This is a genomic window from Salinicoccus siamensis (assembly GCF_055391965.1).
The window spans coordinates 933,249-951,157 of record NZ_AP043765.1; the positions used below are offsets into that span (position 1 = coordinate 933,249).

The 17,909-nt window shown below is 45.6% G+C and carries 15 protein-coding genes and 1 pseudogene; 14 read left to right on the top strand and 2 right to left on the bottom strand.

Features of this window, described 5'->3' with window-relative positions:
* The first annotated feature begins 19 nt into the window (after positions 1-19).
* A complete protein-coding gene (ald, locus tag ACZ5LF_RS04900; protein ID WP_380569360.1) occupies positions 20-1,132 on the top strand; it encodes an alanine dehydrogenase in 1,113 nt (370 codons plus the stop codon).
* Positions 1,133-1,226: 94 nt separating this feature from the next.
* On the opposite strand, the gene ACZ5LF_RS04905 is transcribed toward ald, so the two are convergent.
* Positions 1,227-1,805, bottom strand: coding sequence for a hypothetical protein (locus ACZ5LF_RS04905; RefSeq protein WP_380569361.1), 579 nt, complete (start codon positions 1,803-1,805; stop codon positions 1,227-1,229).
* A 99-nt stretch (positions 1,806-1,904) separates the two neighbouring features.
* Between ACZ5LF_RS04905 and ACZ5LF_RS04910 the strand changes: the two genes are divergently transcribed.
* Together ACZ5LF_RS04910 and ACZ5LF_RS04915 are read left to right on the top strand one after the other, a co-directional pair.
* Positions 1,905-2,594, top strand: a complete 690-nt coding sequence (locus ACZ5LF_RS04910) for a metal-dependent hydrolase (protein WP_380569362.1) — start codon at positions 1,905-1,907, stop codon at positions 2,592-2,594.
* Between the two features lie 73 nt (positions 2,595-2,667).
* A complete protein-coding gene (locus tag ACZ5LF_RS04915) occupies positions 2,668-3,933 on the top strand; it encodes a DRTGG domain-containing protein (RefSeq protein ID WP_380569363.1) in 1,266 nt (421 codons plus the stop codon).
* A gap of 18 nt (positions 3,934-3,951) precedes the next feature.
* Here ACZ5LF_RS04915 and ACZ5LF_RS04920 read toward each other — a convergent pair whose 3' ends face one another.
* Positions 3,952-4,308 carry a YtpI family protein gene (locus tag ACZ5LF_RS04920; protein ID WP_380569364.1) on the bottom strand — a complete coding sequence of 119 codons (357 nt, stop codon included), beginning with the start codon at positions 4,306-4,308 and terminating at the stop codon, positions 3,952-3,954.
* A 76-nt stretch (positions 4,309-4,384) separates the two neighbouring features.
* Here ACZ5LF_RS04920 and ACZ5LF_RS04925 point away from each other — a divergent pair, with 76 nt between their 5' ends.
* From ACZ5LF_RS04925 to ACZ5LF_RS04975, 11 genes and pseudogenes are all read left to right on the top strand, one after another.
* Positions 4,385-5,347 (top strand): DHH family phosphoesterase, encoded by a 963-nt coding sequence (locus ACZ5LF_RS04925; protein ID WP_380569365.1) that lies wholly within the window; start codon positions 4,385-4,387, stop codon positions 5,345-5,347.
* Between the two features lie 15 nt (positions 5,348-5,362).
* The gene (locus tag ACZ5LF_RS04930) at positions 5,363-8,503 is read left to right on the top strand and encodes a DNA polymerase III subunit alpha (protein WP_380569366.1); all 3,141 of its coding nucleotides are present in this window, start codon (positions 5,363-5,365) and stop codon (positions 8,501-8,503) included.
* Positions 8,504-8,579: 76 nt separating this feature from the next.
* Positions 8,580-9,803, top strand: a complete 1,224-nt coding sequence (ystJ, locus tag ACZ5LF_RS04935) for an NADP-dependent malic enzyme (RefSeq protein WP_380569367.1) — start codon at positions 8,580-8,582, stop codon at positions 9,801-9,803.
* Between the two features lie 9 nt (positions 9,804-9,812).
* Entirely contained in the window at positions 9,813-10,229 is a 417-nt protein-coding gene (locus ACZ5LF_RS04940) for a FadR/GntR family transcriptional regulator (RefSeq protein ID WP_380569368.1), read from the top strand.
* Between the two features lie 22 nt (positions 10,230-10,251).
* Positions 10,252-11,103: an acetyl-CoA carboxylase, carboxyltransferase subunit beta gene (accD, locus tag ACZ5LF_RS04945; RefSeq protein WP_380569369.1), complete on the top strand. Its 852-nt coding sequence runs from the start codon at positions 10,252-10,254 to the stop codon at positions 11,101-11,103.
* Between the two features lie 6 nt (positions 11,104-11,109).
* The gene (locus ACZ5LF_RS04950) at positions 11,110-12,060 is read left to right on the top strand and encodes an acetyl-CoA carboxylase carboxyltransferase subunit alpha (protein ID WP_380569370.1); all 951 of its coding nucleotides are present in this window, start codon (positions 11,110-11,112) and stop codon (positions 12,058-12,060) included.
* A gap of 115 nt (positions 12,061-12,175) precedes the next feature.
* Entirely contained in the window at positions 12,176-13,135 is a 960-nt protein-coding gene (pfkA, locus tag ACZ5LF_RS04955; protein WP_380569371.1) for a 6-phosphofructokinase, read from the top strand.
* 13 nt (positions 13,136-13,148) lie between these two features.
* Positions 13,149-14,909, top strand: coding sequence for a pyruvate kinase (gene pyk, locus ACZ5LF_RS04960; protein ID WP_380569372.1), 1,761 nt, complete (start codon positions 13,149-13,151; stop codon positions 14,907-14,909).
* Positions 14,910-14,994: 85 nt separating this feature from the next.
* Positions 14,995-15,741 carry a hypothetical protein gene (locus ACZ5LF_RS04965; protein ID WP_380569373.1) on the top strand — a complete coding sequence of 249 codons (747 nt, stop codon included), beginning with the start codon at positions 14,995-14,997 and terminating at the stop codon, positions 15,739-15,741.
* 186 nt (positions 15,742-15,927) lie between these two features.
* The gene (locus ACZ5LF_RS04970) at positions 15,928-16,239 is read left to right on the top strand and encodes a DUF485 domain-containing protein (RefSeq protein ID WP_380569374.1); all 312 of its coding nucleotides are present in this window, start codon (positions 15,928-15,930) and stop codon (positions 16,237-16,239) included.
* A pseudogene (locus ACZ5LF_RS04975) lies at positions 16,236-17,782 on the top strand (solute symporter family protein). The gene ACZ5LF_RS04970 and the pseudogene ACZ5LF_RS04975 overlap by 4 nt, the downstream one beginning before the upstream one ends.
* The last annotated feature ends 127 nt before the right edge of the window (positions 17,783-17,909 follow it).

Below are 17,909 nucleotides of genomic sequence, written 5' to 3' on the forward strand. Positions count from 1 at the left end.
AATGAAAGGGGTTTCTAGAATGATTATTGGTGTTCCTAAAGAGATTAAAAACAACGAAAGCAGGGTCGGCCTGACACCCGGCGGTGTTCATGCCTTCGTCGAAGCAGGACATACAGTCAAGGTGGAGACGAATGCAGGAGGCGGCTCTTATTTCGAGGATGCCGACTACAGCAATGCAGGAGCTGAAATAGTCGACTCTGCGGCAGCGGCTTGGGATGTCGATATGGTGGTCAAAGTCAAAGAACCTTTGGCAGAGGAATTCGATTATTTCAAAGAGGATCTGATCTTATTCACATACCTCCACTTGGCACCTGAAACAAAACTTACAAAAGCGCTTTTAGATAAAAAAGTAACGGCAATCGCCTATGAGACGATACAACTGCCGGATGGTTCACTGCCATTGCTTTCCCCTATGAGTGAAGTGGCCGGACGCATGGCGGCGCAAGTCGGTGCAGAATACCTGCAGAAGATCAAAGGCGGCAAAGGTGTACTCCTGAGCGGAGTGCCAGGCGTCTCCCGCGGCAAGGTCACCATCATCGGTGGCGGAATGGCTGGAACCAATGCAGCTAAAATGGCAATTGGCCTGGGGGCAGAAGTGACGATTCTAGACCTTAACCCTAAGCGTTTGAGGGAACTCGACGACCTGTTTGGACGGGATGTCCAGACGCTCATGTCTTCTCCTTTAAATATCGCACAGGCAGTGAAGGAAAGTGACCTTGTCATCGGTGCAGTACTGATACCTGGAGCGCGCGCGCCTCGTCTTGTAAGTGAAGACATGATCAAATCGATGAATGCCGGCTCTGTTATCGTAGACATCGCAATCGATCAGGGTGGTATCTTCGAAACTACAGATAAAGTGACGACGCATGATGATCCGATCTACTTCAAGCACGAAGTCGTCCACTATGCAGTTGCGAACATGCCTGGTGCAGTACCGCGTACATCTACAATCGCTTTGACGAATGCGACTATGGCTTATGGTCTGCAAATAGCGAATAAGGGCTGCAGTAAAGCAGTTGAAGACAACCCGACATTGATTGGCGGATTCAACACATACGACGGTCATGTGACTTATAAAGCAGTTGCAGAAGCGCAGGAACTAGAATATAAAGATGTAACAGAATTGCTGTAGCAAACCCAATATTAAAACCAAAAATCCTCCGCCATAAAAAATGGCGGAGGATTTTTTCTTGCCGCGTCCGGGCAACCTTTATCTTCTTATGGACTCAGCCTGCAATGCAGACGATATCAAAAGGGATGGTGTCGACTAAAGCCTCCCGCTGGTGTTCATCCCTCACGACTGGAATGATGGCGATCCGTTTCTTTGCATGGATCTTAAGTTTGGCAAGCGGCTGTAATGCAGCAAAGTCATCGATGTCTATGCCTCTCACATCGAACATGATTCCTGAAACATCAGCGTCTACCAGCTCATCCAATAGGCGACTTTGCAGAAAAGTTGGTACACGGCTGAAACTCGGCCCTATTATAAGGTGCCGCTTACCGGTCTGTATGGATATTTCATCAAGGAATCTATGATTGATGTGATGATGATCATTTGTAAAGATCTGGTCAGTCATGAAACCATCAGCTCCTTCCATCATACGGATGCTTTCTATGACGAGGTTCTGTAGAAGGAAAGGATTGTGTTCCTCCGTATGGTTCAGGGAAACGAAATATTCCGTTTCGGGATGAAGGGCCTTCTTCATCGGAAGCAATGCGAGATTGGGTATGTCAAAATCATCTCTGGCAATGATTTCAGAGAGATGATTTTCAGATAATGTATGGTTGCGTCTAATTGTCTTCATTTGATTCACCTCATGAAAATTGTATCATAAATATGAATGGTTGCCGCGGTTTTAGGGTATAGTGAAAGCATATGATATTCATTTAGGAGGAATAGGATTATGGAACTCAGTTATCATGGACATTCGATCATCCAACTTGAAAATGAAGGTTCTAAAATGATTGTCGATCCATTCATCAACGGAAATGAATTGACGGATCTGAAAGTTGAAGATGTGAAAGTTGACTATATTGTACTGACCCATGGGCACAATGACCATGTCGGTGATACTGTGGAGATCGCCAAAGCCAATGACGCGACCGTGGTTGCCCCGGTAGAGTTGGCGGATTATCTGTCAGGTCAAGATGTGGAAGCGATAGGGATGAATATTGGCGGTAAAAATTCATTTGAATTCGGGACTGTAAAATATGTCCATGCCTTCCACAGCTCAAGCTTTACAGATGAGGATGGAAGTGCAATATACACAGGCATGCCGACAGGCATCATTATTGAAGCGGGCGGCAAAAAAATCTATCATCTCGGGGATACCGGGATATTCGGCGACATGAAACTCATCACGGAACTCAATGGCCCGTTCGATGTTGCCTTTGTTCCAATCGGCGACCATTTTACAATGGGCATCGATGATGCTTCCCATGCAGTAAATGAATTCATCAAGCCAGACGTCACAGTTCCCGTTCACTACAATACATTCCCGCCAATCAAGCAGGACGCGCAGACATTTGCAGATAAAGTCAAGGGAGACTGCCAAATACTGTCAGCAGGTCAATATGTAGAGTTCAAGGCATAGGTTTTTGATATAATGGAGCATTAGGGGCAGGGTTCTGCCCCTTTTTTTATAAAGCGGGTAGCGGAGGTAAAGAATGTCAAAACATGATGAAATCATAGATTACATATATCGCCTGCCGGAAGGTGCCAAAATTTCCGTGCGGCGAGTATCTGCCCATCTGGGTGTTTCAGATGGCACCAGCTATAGGGCAATCAAAGACGCCGAGAAAGAAGGTCTAGTAAAGACCATAGAGCGCGTGGGCACGATAAGGGTTGCGCCGAAAGAGGAATACATAGAAGGGAAACTTAGTTTTGAACAGGTGAAGTGGGTGATTGAAGGCACTGTCCTGGCCGGTTCGGAAGGGCTTGATGGAGAGATCAGCAGATTCATCATCGGTGCGATGCGCACCGAGGCCCTCGAAACATATCTCGAGGAAGGTGCCCTCCTCATCGTGGGAAATCGTGAAGATGCCCAGCGGAAAGCATTGGAAAACCATTCGGGTATTCTGATCACTGGGGGGTTTGGTGCCGACCCGAAAATCTTGGAGCGGGCGGACGCATTCAAGCTCCCTGTCCTGTCGACGACTTCTGACACATTTACTGTTGCGTCGGCAATACAGCGTGAATTGTACAACAGGTTCATGACGACCAATGTCATTACTGCTGCCGACCTTCTGGTACGTCAGGAGGAATATGTGTATGATATCAAAAATGACTTTGGGAAGGACTTTTATCCGGCGGATAAGGTAACGATTATTTTAGAGGAAGGATTCTATCTGGGCCTCATCCGTTCTAAAGATCTCATGAAATTGAGGGAGGATGGACCGGAAGGTCTGGTATTCGATGCCTCAGCAAGACCACAGAGTACAATCCAGCGCCTACGCCAAGCCATGAGTTGGCACCACCTCAACATCATCCCGATTATTGACGAGGAGGGCATATGGCTCGGGGTGGTAGATAGGAGGGATGTATTCAAGCAAAGGGAGCTGCAGAAACCTGAAGGGCTGTCCTCAGCAGAACCAGACATCGGCAGAAATGTGCATATAGACGACAATAGACTCCATATTAAAGTCATGCCATTCTTGACTGATGAACATGGCAGTATGGTACAGTCCGAGTTCATCAGACTTATGGAGCGTCTGATAGATGCGATGCTCAAGGAGAGGAATATAGAAAGCTATCACATAGATACGATGAACATCATGAATATGAAGCTGATGCAATTGAACCAGGAACTTGTGATAGAAGGAGAAGTCCTTGATGCTGGGGAGCAGTTCCTTAGGATGGAAGTCATCGCCAGGGCAAATGGAGAGGTTCACATGAAAGCCGTACTGCTGATCCAGCATTATAAAGAAAAATAGACAAGTGAACTCACTTGTCTATTTTCCATTCTGTCCAGATTTACGGTTGAACTCCGCCCAAGCCTTCTCCTCTATGGGGAGATTTGCTTTGAAGTATTTTCGTGCAGCATTGAAGTGCCATACATTGTAGAGACCGATGATGATGAACAGGCCACCGACAATATATGATACTGCCGACGAAAATTGTATGATTGTATTAAGGCCGAAGACAGCGATCAACAACCCGAGCCAGATTCTCGATATGCTGTTGAAATACGCCTTTCTGACGTCCCGTTCCGTCCTGATCTTCCTGACCTTATAGAGCAGGAACATAAAAAAGCTCAGGAGCAGCAGCGTGACCAGAAAGGATACTGCAATCTGATAGGATGTTTCCATCGTTACAACTCCATTCCAATATGTAGTATAATTTATAATACGAAACAAGTAAATCCAAATAAGGGGAGAATGAGAATTGTTCACAGAATATATAAATGGATACCCGACTCTAAAGGACAACTATAAAGCGTTGATAAACAAGATCAACACCTATGACGAAATCATCATATTGAGGCATGTGAGACCGGATCCTGATGCGATAGGCGCCCAACTTGGGTTGAAATCCATTATCCAGCATATGTTCCCAAATAAGAAAGTGGCGGCTCTCGGGGACACTGAACCTTCCCTTTCTTTTCTTGGGGAAATGGATACTGCCGTGGCCGTAGATCAGCCACTTGTCATTGTAGTGGATACGGCCAACACTGATCGGATTGACGGCGATGTATCCATGGGTGCTGAAGTGATCAAGATAGATCATCATCCAAACCACGATCCTTATGGCGCGATCAATATAGTTGAAACGGGTGTGTCATCCACTTCCGAACTCATTTTTCTGCTGGCATCAGCATGGGGATTCGACAACGACTATATCAATGATGAGTCGGCACGTCTCCTGTTTGCCGGAATCGTTGGTGATACCGGCAGATTTCTTTTCAATAACACTACAGAATTGACCCATAAGGTCGTAGCCGAACTTAAGCGGTTCAAATTTGAAGCCGCCAAGGACATGAATGAAATGAATAAGCAGAGCCTGGAACAATTCAAGTTCAAAGGTCATCTGATTGAGGCATTCAAAATCACCGATAAAGGTGTACTGTCTATTTACATAGACGAACCTACATTGGAAAAGTACGGTTTATCAAGTAACGAGGCGAGTATGCATGTCAACATCTACCGTGAAATCGATGAAGCCAAAATATGGTTTATGGCCATCGAGGAAAATGATGAGATCCGCGTAAGATTACGTGCCAAGGACACCGTCATCAACGACGTGGCAGAACGGTTCGGGGGAGGCGGGCACCCTCTCGCAAGTGGAATCACATTGAAGGAGAAGGAAGAAGTCCAGGAACTGATCAAAGCGCTGGAGAGTAAACTGTAGAAAGGGTTTTGCCGAATGATCAATTTAAATGTGCATAGCTGCTACGAATTTCTGGACAGTAATATCAAAATCGGCCCGCTTCTTGATAAAATTTCCAGAGACGGCCAAAAGGCAGTTGCACTTACTGATTTCAATCGTCTACATGGTGTATATGAGTTCTATACCCATGCGTCGAAGTCTGGCATTAAACCCTTGATCGGGATGGAAATTTCTGTGGATGATCAGAGCTCGGGCATCCCGCTGGTACTTATCGCTAAAGATCTTAGAGGCTATAAGGAACTGATCCGTCTTTCCGCGATGCTTTCCTATAAGCACCTGGAATTCACGCCGGTCCAATTCCTCAATAACAATATCCAATCGTGTGTAGCAATCGCAAAGAATGGGCAAGGCATCCCAATTTTGGATGGCATGGCCATAAAACCTGAGGATAAATACATATCCCACCACCTGTCACATCCGGAGTATAGGACGGTCTTCATCAATCCAGCCCACTACATGAAGCCTGAAGACCTGCCGGTACGGGTTACATTGAATGCGATACGGGATAATGAGAAGTTGGATACGGCCTCCATGCATAACGCCACGGGGCCAGATCATATCAGGGTGTTCTCGGATCTCACTGAAATTGAAGCTTCTCACCTTGAAAACAATCAACGCCTCGTAGAGAAGTGCAATGTCGAAATACCAAGGACGGAACGGACTTTGCCCCATTTTCCCCATCCCCAGAATGAAGATTCAAAATCCTTTCTATGGCACATGCTGCAAAAACAGCTTGAATCCAAGACGGATGGTGGAATAGCCTATAGAAAACGGCTCGAGTATGAATACGGTGTCATCGTGGATATGGGATATGAAGACTATTTTTTGATTGTGCAGGATGCAATCAACCATGCAAAACGGAATGGGATTTATGTAGGGCCAGGACGGGGTTCCTCAAGCGCAAGCCTTGTATCCTATCTGCTGAACATTACTGAAGTCGACCCGCTTCAGTATAATCTGCTATTCGAACGCTTCCTCAACCCTGCACGTGTGACGATGCCTGATATCGATATTGATTTTGAGGATGCCAGACGCGACGAGGTAGTCGATTATCTGATTGAGAAGTACGGTACGATGAATGTGGCGCATATAGTCACGTACGGAACGTTGAGCGCCAAGATGGCAGCGCGTGATGTGGGCAGGGTGCTCGGTTTTAAAGAGGATGAACTGAAAATGATTTCAGGACTTATTCCAGAAATCCCTGGGGCGAAACTCGAGGAGGCTTTTCAGAAAGATGCGTTCCGGTCGCTTTCAGAAGCGGACCCCAAGTATGATACATATGCGAGCTTGTGTAAAAGGATTGAAGGATTGCCGCGGCATACATCCACCCATGCTGCCGGCATACTGCTCAGTGCAGAACGCCTTACCGAAAATATCCCGGTGACCTTCAGTGACGGACACACATTGAGTCAGTGGACGATGAATGAGGTGGAGCCTTCAGGACTGCTGAAGATAGATGTTCTGGGGCTGAGAAACCTGACGCTGCTGAAGTTTATGGTCAATAAAATACAAAAATCCGGCATATCATTCAACTTGGATGAAATTCCGGATGATGATCCGGCAGTCTATCGGCTGCTTGGTAAGGGGATGACCATCGGCATCTTCCAGCTGGAATCGGAGGGCATAAGCAAAGTAATCAGGGAAATGCAGCCTGAGGGCTTTCTTGACCTTGTCGCAGTAATCGCTTTGTACCGGCCAGGGCCGATGAAGGAAATTCCGAATTTCATCGCCGGGAAGCAGAAACCAGACGCAGTCAGATACCCACATGAAGACATTGAAGATATATTAAAAGAGACATATGGTGTCATCGTCTATCAGGAACAGATCATGCAGATCGCTTCAAGGATTGCAGGCTACAGCTATGCGGAAGCGGATATATTGAGGCGCGCAATGAGTAAAAAGGATAGGGAGACGCTAGAACATGAAAGGGGTCGCTTTGAGAAGGGAGCAGAAAGTAAGGGATACGCGAGCCAGGTGGGTCATCATATTTTCAACCTGATTTTGGAGTTCGCCGACTACGGATTCCCAAAAAGCCACGCGGTGGCATACAGTCGGATATCCTACATCCTCGCCTACATCAAAACCCACTATCCTGAAGTGTTCTATTCAGTTATACTCACTCATCATTTCGGCAATGAACATAAGGTCAACCAGACCGTAAGTGAAATCAAGCGGCTTAGAATTCCGTTATATCTTCCGAACATCAACACTTCCCTATGGAATAACAGAAGCGATGAAGGGATAGAACTCGGTTTCTCGATGATCAAAGGCGTCACTTACCGTCATGCCGAGGCAATTATAAAAGAACGTGAAAACGGCCCATTCAGTGATATATATGATTTGAAGACTAGAGTGCAGGATGTCAAACTGGATAGGAAAGTGCTCACGCGACTCGTCCAGTCGGGTGCTTTGGATGTCTTTGAGGAGAATAGAAAAACGCTCCTCAATACGCTCCCCATGCTTGATGAATTGAATGCCGAAGAATATGCTCATGATTCGTTCCTCAGTACACTGGGCTTCAATATAAAGAAAGAATACCACCACGTTGCTGAAATGAATGATATGGAGAAGGTGGAGGGGGAGAAGGATGTGTTCGGATTCTATCTCTCAGACCATCCCGTCATAGCACTGAGGAAATCTCTCCAATTCATCCCGTTCAACCTTCTCAATCAAAGTAAGGGAATCTATCTCGTCTTTTTGGACGATATTAAATTAATCCGGACGAAAAATGGACAGAATATGGCGTTCGTCAAATTTACCGATGGGCTTTATGAAATGGAAGGAGTCGTTTTCCCGAAGATCTATTTCAATGTCCATCCGAATTTGACAAGACAGATTGCTGTCGTGGAGGGAAGGGTAGAAACGCGCAGGTCACGTCCACAACTCATAGTCGACTCACTGGAAACCGTAGAGGCTTTCAAAAAGATATACTATGAGCGGGCAAAACAGATTGTCATCCGCAATGCCCATGCTTACAATCTGACTGATTTCATGGGTGAATCGGGCATACCAATTAAAGATTTTGACAAGAAGAAGATGATTGGCAAAATGGGAAAAGAGAGTATTGAAGGTATATTGGAAGTGGTCAAGGCAGCCGATATACGTATATTGAACTAAAGAAGTTGTCATATAAAACTGATAATGTTACTATATTTATATTGCGGTGGTATGACCACTAAGAAAGGGAGATTATATGTCCTTGAGAGATGATGCACTAGAGATGCACAGGGAAAAACAAGGAAAGTTAGCAGTAAATTCAAAAGTGGAGATTAAAGACAGTGAAGCCTTGAGCCTGGCATATTCACCAGGCGTGGCTGAACCATGTAAAGAAATATATGAAGACGAACGCACAGTATTCGATTATACGATTAAGAGTAATACTGTCGGCGTCGTTACGGATGGTTCCGCCGTGTTAGGCTTGGGGAACATAGGCGCTATGGCAAGTTTACCTGTAATGGAAGGTAAGAGCGCACTCTTTAAGAACTTTGCCGGAGTGGACTCCTTTCCGATTGCACTCAATACCAATGACGTCGATGAAATCGTGAACACGGTCAAACTGATGACACCGGTTTTTGGCGGTATCAACCTAGAAGACATTTCAGCGCCCAGATGTTTTGAAATTGAAGAACGCCTGGGGCGCGAGACCGATATACCTGTTTTCCATGATGATCAACACGGCACGGCAATCGTCACCTTGAGCGGTCTGATGAACGCCCTTAAACTCTCAGGGAAATCTTTGAACCAGATTAAAGTTGTCTTGAATGGAGCAGGTGCAGCGGGTGTGGCGATCATAAAACTTCTGCACAGCTTTGGTGTAAAGGAAATGATCATGTGTGATTCCCGCGGCGCCATCTTTGAAGGTCGTGAAGCAGGGATGAACGATATCAAGCACGAAGTGAGCAAGTTCAGCAACCATCACCATAAAAAAGGCGAACTGGCTGATGTGATTGAAGGAGCGGATGTCTTCATCGGTGTTTCTGTGGAAGGTGCCCTGACTACCGAGATGGTCAAGACAATGGCAGAAGATCCGATCATTTTTGCCATGGCCAATCCAAATCCTGAAATTATGCCTGATGAGGCGAAAGCTGCCGGAGCTCTTGTAGTCGGTACAGGACGAAGCGATTTTCCGAATCAAATCAACAATGTGCTTGCTTTCCCAGGCATCTTCAGGGGTGCGCTTGATGTTCGGGCGACACATATAAATGACGAGATGAAAAAGGCTGCCGTCCTTGCTATTGCGGAACTGATCGAAGAAGATAAGTTGAATGCCGAAAACGTCATCCCGGAACCTTTCAATAAGGAAGTCGCACCAAGTGTAGCGAGGGCTGTGGCGAAAGCGGCCATGCAGACGGGTGTCAGCCGCATTAAAGTCGATCCTGAAGACATCTATCAGAAAGCACGCAGTTTGACGCTGTGATCCTATAAGATGACTGAGAAAAAAGGTTTGGAAAACATTATTGAAGAAATCCACAATGTCATCGAAAAGGAAGAGATACAAGTAGGTGGAAAGCTACCCAGCGAGAGGTATCTGAGAGATGAATTGAATGTCAGCAGGCAAAGCGTAAGAGAAGCACTCAGAGCGCTTGAACTGCTTGGCATCATTTATGTGAAGCGGGGCGAGGGCACCTTTCTTGCTGATATTGATAACCATCAGCTGTTTCAGCTAATCGGCAAATATCTCATCAAATCAGAACGTCAACAGAACGAAATCATAGAGATTAAAGAAATGATAGAAGGATATGTCAGTGAAAAGAATGGAAATGCTGATGTACTAGAAGACGACAACATCATAATGAAAAAAATCTATGTACTGCTCGATAAATATTCACAGGCATTCAAATAATAAAGAAAACAGGGAGTTTAATATGCTGAAAGACTTGTTCTCTAAACTGAATAAAAAAGTTAATGAAACAGACCGTAATGATGGCACCTTTGAAAAAAATGAATCCATCATGACAAAATGTCCAAGCTGCAAGAAGATATTATATTCAAAAGACTTATATAAACGTCTTAATGTATGTGCCAACTGCAGCCATCATCTGCCTATTTCAGCACAGGACCGTCTGGAAGCGTTGATGGATGAAGGGGAAGTCGATCTGTTGTTCCAGGACATCACATCTGCCAATCCATTAAACTTCCCTAATTATGAAGCTAAGATTTCAAAGGATAAGGAAAAGACAGGACTGAATGAAGCGGTGTTATGTGCAGATGGAAACATCGAAGGAGAGCGCGCCGTTGTAGCCGTCATGGATGCTCGCTTCAGGATGGGCAGCATGGGTTCTGCAGTCGGCGAAATACTCGCCCGTGCTTTCGGTTATGCAACAGAACACGGATTACCTGTCATCATCTTCACAGCCAGTGGAGGCGCACGTATGCAGGAGGGCATCATTTCGCTGATGCAGATGGCTAAAGTCAGTGTGGCGATAGAGCGCCACAATAATGCAGGTCTGCTCTACATCTCCTATATGACCAACCCTACAACAGGAGGGGTATCTGCAAGTTTCGCCTCAGTCGGCGACATAAACTTGGCAGAAAAAGGTGCACTGATCGGGTTTGCCGGCAGGCGCGTCATCCAGGAAACGATCAAGGAGAAACTGCCGGATGATTTCCAGACTGCTGAATTCCTTTTAAAGCATGGACAGCTGGACGAAGTTTTAGACAGACGGGATATGAAAGATTATCTCGGACGAATCCTGAAATTGCATAGTGGGGTGTAGATGGGAATGTTCGATTTTGAAAAACCAATCTATGAATTGGAAGAGAAGATTGAAGAATTGGAAAAGTATGCAGCAAAAAATAAAGTGGACCTCACAAAGGAAGTCAGTTTTTTGGAGAAAAAGGTCAACGATAAAAAAAATGAAATTTACGATAACCTCACTCCCTGGCAGCGTGTGGAGATCGCAAGATATATAAAGCGTCCAACCACCTACGACTATATCGAAGCTTTGTTTGAAGAGTTTACGGAGTTCTATGGTGACCGCGTACATAGTGATGACCCTGCCATTGTAGGAGGTATTGCCTCATACAATGGGCGCCCTGTGACGGTTATCGGACATCAACGCGGCCGGGATACAAAAGGGAACATCCACCGTAACTTCGGCATGGCCCACCCCGATGGATACCGTAAGGCGCTTCGCCTGATGAAGCAGGCCGACAAATTCAACCGCCCAATCATCTGTTTTATCGATACTAAAGGTGCATACCCAGGTAAAGCCGCTGAAGAAAGGGGACAGAGTGAATCGATCGCACGCAATCTTGTCGAAATGGCGGGACTCCATGTACCGGTCATAAGCGTCGTCATCGGCGAAGGGGGTTCAGGTGGGGCCCTGGGACTTGGGGTATGCAACCGCCTGATCATGCTGGAGAATGCGACATATTCTGTAATCTCACCAGAAGGCGCTGCGAGCATCCTGTTCAAAGATGCGTCATTGAAGGAGATTGCTGCAGAATCATTGAAGATAACAGCAGCCGACCTGAAATCGTTCGGCATAGCGGATGCGGTGATAGAAGAACCTCAAGGTGGTGCCCATAACAACAGGGATCAGGTATTTGAGAATCTTGATGGAATCTTGAAAGAACATCTCGAAGGGCTCCTTGTACTTGATCGCGAAGAGATGGTAGCCGACCGCTACGATAAATATGTGAATATCGGGATATATGATGAACAGCTTTAATTTCAGCTGTTCATTTTTTTGGTTTCATAAAACGGTTTCATCAACCTTAATGATGGATTAGGGATATAAGTTATGCTATTTTAAAAATAAGAGATTGTTTTAACGGAGGGAACCCATGAGGAAAATTGGAGTACTTACAAGTGGAGGCGATGCGCCCGGCATGAATGCTGCCATAAGGGCCGTCGTCAGAAAGAGTATATATGAAGGCGTTGAAGTCTATGGTGTTTTCCAGGGCTACCAGGGCCTCGTCACTGATAATATCCATAAGCTCGAGCTTGGGGATGTCGGTGATATCATCCAAAGAGGGGGGACGAAGCTCTACTCTGCCCGGTGCCCGGAATTCATTGAACCCGCTGTCCGCCAAAAAGCCATCGAGAACCTTAAAGCTAAAGGAATAGACTCACTTGTGGTCATAGGGGGAGATGGTTCCTACAGAGGTGCCCAACGACTCGATGAAGAAGGCATCAAGACCATAGGGGTGCCAGGCACCATCGATAATGACATCAATGGCACAGACTACACCATAGGGTTTGATACTGCCTTAAACACCATAATCGATGCCGTAGACAGGATCAGAGATACAGCAACCAGCCATGAGCGCACTTTCATTATAGAAGTGATGGGCAGGGATGCTGGAGACTTGGCGCTTTGGGCCGGTGTCGCCGGGGGCGCAGAGACCATACTCATTCCTGAATCACCTTCTGACATGAAAGAAGTTGCAGAACGAATCGAATCGGGTATGAGCCGCGGTAAGAAACACTCGATCATTGTTGTAGCTGAGGGTGTCATGAGTGCGTCACAATGCGCAGATGAGTTGCATAAGTATATAAACGTAGACACCCGTGAGAGTGTGCTTGGCCATATGCAGCGTGGAGGGAAACCGACCGGTCAAGATCGGGTGCTGGCTTCACGTCTTGGTGCTTTCGCTGTTGACCTTCTTTTGGATGGTGTACATGGAAAGGCGGTAGGCACTGAAAACAATAAACTCTCCGCAACCCGTTTCGATAAAGTGTTCGAAGAAAGCCATATGATAGATGAGGGTCTGTACAGACTTTCGAGAGAGCTATCCATTTAGGAGGAATCTAGTTATGCGTAACACTAAAATAGTATGTACAATCGGTCCTGCATCAGAATCACCGGAAATGCTTGAAAAGTTGATGGAAGCTGGCATGAATATTGCACGATTGAACTTTTCACATGGTGATCATGATGAACATCGTGCCAGAATAGACAATATCAGGAAAGTTGCCGACAAATTAGATCGTACAGTAGGTATTCTGCTCGATACAAAAGGGCCTGAGATTCGTACCCACAGCATGGAAAATGGTGAAATTGAGCTGACAAAAGGGCAGAGCATCATAGTGTCGATGGAAGAAGTAGTGGGTACGCCAGAAAAGATCTCCATCACATACTCTGGCCTCATTGAAGATGTCGATGAAAAAGATCGCATCCTTCTCGATGATGGCCTGATGGAACTTAAAATTGAAAGCATCGACCGGGAGAATGGGGAAATTTATTGCCGCGTCCTGAATGATGGTGTCCTCAAAAATAAAAAGGGTGTCAATGTACCAAATGTCTCTGTAAAAATGCCTGGCATCACTGAGAAGGATCGGGAAGATATCATCTTCGGCATTGACGCAGGCGTCGATCTGATTGCAGCAAGTTTTATCCGTACAAACAGCGATGTTCTGGAAATACGCAAGCTGCTTGAAGAAAAGTCAGGGGAACACATTGAAATCATTCCGAAGATCGAAAACCAGGAAGGCATCGACAATATAGACGACATACTCGAAGTGTCTGATGGACTCATGGTGGCGCGCGGAGACTTGGGTGTTGAAATTCCGCCTGAGTCAGTACCTATGGTTCAAAAAGATCTGATCAGAAGATCTAATCACCTTGGTAAACCGGTCATCACCGCTACACAGATGCTTGATTCCATGCAGCATAACCCACGCTGTACCCGTGCGGAGGCTAGCGATGTGGCGAACGCCATATATGATGGTACAGATGCTGTAATGCTGAGCGGCGAAACAGCTGCCGGTGATTATCCTCTGGAAGCTGTCCAGACGATGGCAAGCATCGCTGTTTCGGCTGAAGATGCACAGGATTACAAAAAATTACTATCTACACGGACTAAGTCGCTGCAGACGAACTTGGTGACGGCAATTGGCGTGTCGGTCGCACACACGGCACTGAACTTAAATTGCCGTGCGATAGTAGCGGCCACAGAATCAGGGCATACAGCAAGAATGATATCAAAATATCGTCCGCATGCAGAAATTGTGGCAGTTACTCCGCACCATCATGTAGCCAGACAACTACAGCTTGTATGGGGCGTACACCCTGTGATCAAGGAAGGGAAGCGGGATACTGATGAACTTCTGAACATCTCTGTATCAGCAGCAATGGAAAAAGGGTTTGCAGAACAGGGAGATTTGTTGATCATCACAGCAGGGGTTCCTGCAGGAGAAGCGGGCACCACGAACCTGATGAAACTCCACATCGTCGGAGATAAGCTGATCCGAGCTCAGGGTATAGGCAGGAGAAGCAGCGTTGGTGAAGTGATGTTCGTTGACTCTGCGGAAGCCTTAAAAGATAAAGATCTGGAAGGAAAAATCATCGTAACCCAATCTGTAGATGCAGATATGACGCCTTACCTTGAAGAGGCTGCAGGTCTTGTCACAGTCGAGGGGGGACTCACCTCACATGGGGCGATCGTTGGCCTGAATCTTGATCTGCCGACAATAGTCGGGGCGTCAGCCGCGTATGAAGTATTGGAAGAGGGCACAGTCGTCACCGTCGACTCAGAACAGAATTGTATATTCGATGGGCATGCTAATGTACTATAACCCAGCAAAAGGCACTTTTTGAAAGTGCCTTTTTATGTTGTAGTCACAGATGCTGCACAGTATAATATTAGATGAGGTGGCACATATGAAAAAAATGTTACTTATCATGCTCCTGTTTTTAACAGCGTGCACTAACGGCGGGCCTGCGGACGACTCATCTGGTGAGAATACAGATCAGAGTGAAGAATCGACAGAGGCCGCTCCAGAAGAGCAACAGACGTCTGAAGAGTCGGAAGAAGAAATGTCAGCAGCAGATATCATTAAAAATGCACAATCTGAAGGAAGTAAGGAAGTCAGCTATGAAGAGCGGCAGACGACTACAATTTCCACAGAAGAAAGACAGCATGTGATCCGTACAATAACCACCAGGAGCAAACAAGATGAAATTAAAATCGCAGTTGATGATGGGACTGACATCAAGACGCATTACATCTTTGAAGGAGAACACTTCATCTATCAAAATGGCGACGTGGAAAGACAGGATGACGGGCGCAATATTGAAGGCAGCAGTTATGGAGATTTAATCAGTCAGCTCGAGCCATTCAAAGAAGGCACAGCCGAACAGCTCGAATCAGGTTATGAAATTCGCTATGAAGTAGAAGGCGAAGCCGGCGTAAAACCCTTTATAAACGACGATCTGGAGTCGTCACTCGAAGCGGTGGATCACATCAATGGTCTTGTCCTCCTAAAGTTCAATGAAGATTATCGATACGAAAGTGCCGAATTGACACTTACTATGGAAATGGATGATGAAACCATTAATGTTTCATCAAATATCACAATGGATAAAATCGGAGAGATCAACGTGATAGAAAAACCAAAGGGAATGTAGCGAAATAATTGAATGGATTTCAAACGGGAAAGTCAGCCATGCATCCTTTAAGGGATGCATGGTTGACTTTTTTATTTTTATACCACCAATAGTTCAGAAGATGAATAATTACAACAATTATAGTTGTCGAAAAATTGACATATTTCAGTCAAATAAATACAATGTAGACTATAAGGGGGAATAGAAATGGCAAAGATTGATTACGCATTAATTGCTTCACAACCTGAATTTGAAGAACTGCTTAAGAAACGGAACAGATTCATTTTACCGGTCAGCATCTTTTTCATCATCGCTACACTGCTCTTTCCGATACTGACAGGCTATACCAATTTGCTTAGCAATGAAGCATTCGGAAACATTTCATGGGCTTGGATCTATGCTTTTTTCCTATTCATAATGGTCTGGACGCTGGTTACGATCTATATGAAGCAAGCCAAGGAATTCGACAGGGAAGCGGATGAGATAATCAGAAAGTATCGGGAGGGGAACTATAAATGAATCTGACCGTCATCATCATGTTCATTGTATTTGTTGGTTTGACGTTAGTGATTACATACTTTGCTTCGAAAAGGACTCAATCCACTAAAGATTTCTACACGGCAGGTGGGGGGCTGACTGGTTGGCAAAACGGTCTCGCAATATCCGGAGATTACCTTTCCGCTGCTTCATTCCTTGGTATTGCGGGGGCGATTGCATTATGGGGTTTGACGGTTTTTTCTACAGTGTGGGTTATCTTACAGCTTATCTCGTTGTACTGTACGTTGTTGCAGAACCGCTTAGAAACCTCGGGAAGTACACAGTCGCTGATATGATTGCTGCCCGGTTTGAGCTTAAGAAGGTGCGCGCCTTCGCAGCGCTATCTTCCATTACGATTGTCATCTTCTATATGCTCGCTCAACTTGTAGGGGCGGGAGCCTTGATTCAACTACTGTTTGATATACCATACAGTGTGGCTGTCATTATAGTCGGTATAATGATGACCATTTATGTATTATTCGGTGGCATGACTGCAACAAGCTGGGTACAGATGGTAAAGGCAATCTTGTTGATGGTTGGCACAATCATCATCTCTGTACTTGTACTGCTGCAATTCAATTTTAATATTTTTACCATGTTTGGCGAAATGAAGAACATAACGGCACCGGAGCTTAAAGGCCCATTCTTGAATCCTGGCTCTCAAGGCGGATCTCCCCTGAATAACGTATCGCTCATCATCGCATTACTGTTCGGTACGGCCGGCCTTCCGCATATCCTCATGAGGTTTTTTACAGTTAAAGATGCTAAGACAGCCCGTAGCTCAGTCATGTGGGCAACTTGGATCATCGGCATATTCTACATCTTGACGATATTCCTTGGATTTGGAGCTGCAGCGATGCTGACGAGGGAAGAAATCATCGCAGCGAACCCGGCAGGCAATATGGCTGCGCCATTGCTAGCAGAAAAGCTCGGTGGCGATCTCCTCATGTCATTCGTGTCAGCAGTGGCATTCGCAACAATCCTCGCAGTAGTAGCTGGTCTTGTGTTATCGGGGGCAAGTGCATTTGCGCATGATATCTATGGTCAAGTGATCAAAAAGGGTAACATAACAGATAAACAGCAGATGCTCGCAGCTAAAATTGCGGCATTCAGTGTAAGTGTCCTGTCCATAATACTGGCAATCTTCGCCCAAAACCAAAATGTCGCATTTCTCGTTTCCTTGGCCTTCTGTGTGGCAGCAAGCGCCAATTTACCAGTCATCGTCTATACGATTTTTTGGAAGCGGTTTAACACGCAAGGGGCGATTACTGGAATTATAACGGGACTTGCGGTATCTCTTATACTTGTTATCATGAGCCCGAATGTAATGGATCCTTCAGGCAATGCATTTATTGCAATGGAGCCACTGTTCCCTCTGACGAATCCAGCAATAATCTCAGTACCAGCCGGATTTTTAGGTGCTTTCTTAGGAACCTTCCTCGGTAAAGCCGAATCACATGAAAAGTATCGCGAAGTGAAGGTTAAATCGGTGACAGGTATTGATACATCTAAGACAACACACTAATCATAAGATAAACTTATGTACATCAATAAGATAATTAACTGACCCTTATAAAAGCCTCAATTCAGCTGAATTGAGGCTTTTATTGTGAGTATAGGCGTCTTCTAGAAGGTTAATGGTATTAATTTCA

Bases quoted from the DNA above. Each gene is read 5' to 3' on its own strand.
- ald (WP_380569360.1), top strand. From the start codon at position 20: ATGATTATTGGTGTTCCTAAAGAGATTAAAAACAACGAAAGCAGGGTC.
- ACZ5LF_RS04905 (WP_380569361.1), bottom strand. From the start codon at position 1,805: ATGAAGACAATTAGACGCAACCATACATTATCTGAAAATCATCTCTCT.
- ACZ5LF_RS04910 (WP_380569362.1), top strand. From the start codon at position 1,905: ATGGAACTCAGTTATCATGGACATTCGATCATCCAACTTGAAAATGAA.
- ACZ5LF_RS04915 (WP_380569363.1), top strand. From the start codon at position 2,668: ATGTCAAAACATGATGAAATCATAGATTACATATATCGCCTGCCGGAA.
- ACZ5LF_RS04920 (WP_380569364.1), bottom strand. From the start codon at position 4,308: ATGGAAACATCCTATCAGATTGCAGTATCCTTTCTGGTCACGCTGCTG.
- ACZ5LF_RS04930 (WP_380569366.1), top strand. From the start codon at position 5,363: ATGATCAATTTAAATGTGCATAGCTGCTACGAATTTCTGGACAGTAAT.
- ystJ (WP_380569367.1), top strand. From the start codon at position 8,580: ATGTCCTTGAGAGATGATGCACTAGAGATGCACAGGGAAAAACAAGGA.
- ACZ5LF_RS04940 (WP_380569368.1), top strand. From the start codon at position 9,813: ATGACTGAGAAAAAAGGTTTGGAAAACATTATTGAAGAAATCCACAAT.
- accD (WP_380569369.1), top strand. From the start codon at position 10,252: ATGCTGAAAGACTTGTTCTCTAAACTGAATAAAAAAGTTAATGAAACA.
- ACZ5LF_RS04950 (WP_380569370.1), top strand. From the start codon at position 11,110: ATGTTCGATTTTGAAAAACCAATCTATGAATTGGAAGAGAAGATTGAA.
- pfkA (WP_380569371.1), top strand. From the start codon at position 12,176: ATGAGGAAAATTGGAGTACTTACAAGTGGAGGCGATGCGCCCGGCATG.
- pyk (WP_380569372.1), top strand. From the start codon at position 13,149: ATGCGTAACACTAAAATAGTATGTACAATCGGTCCTGCATCAGAATCA.
- ACZ5LF_RS04965 (WP_380569373.1), top strand. From the start codon at position 14,995: ATGAAAAAAATGTTACTTATCATGCTCCTGTTTTTAACAGCGTGCACT.
- ACZ5LF_RS04970 (WP_380569374.1), top strand. From the start codon at position 15,928: ATGGCAAAGATTGATTACGCATTAATTGCTTCACAACCTGAATTTGAA.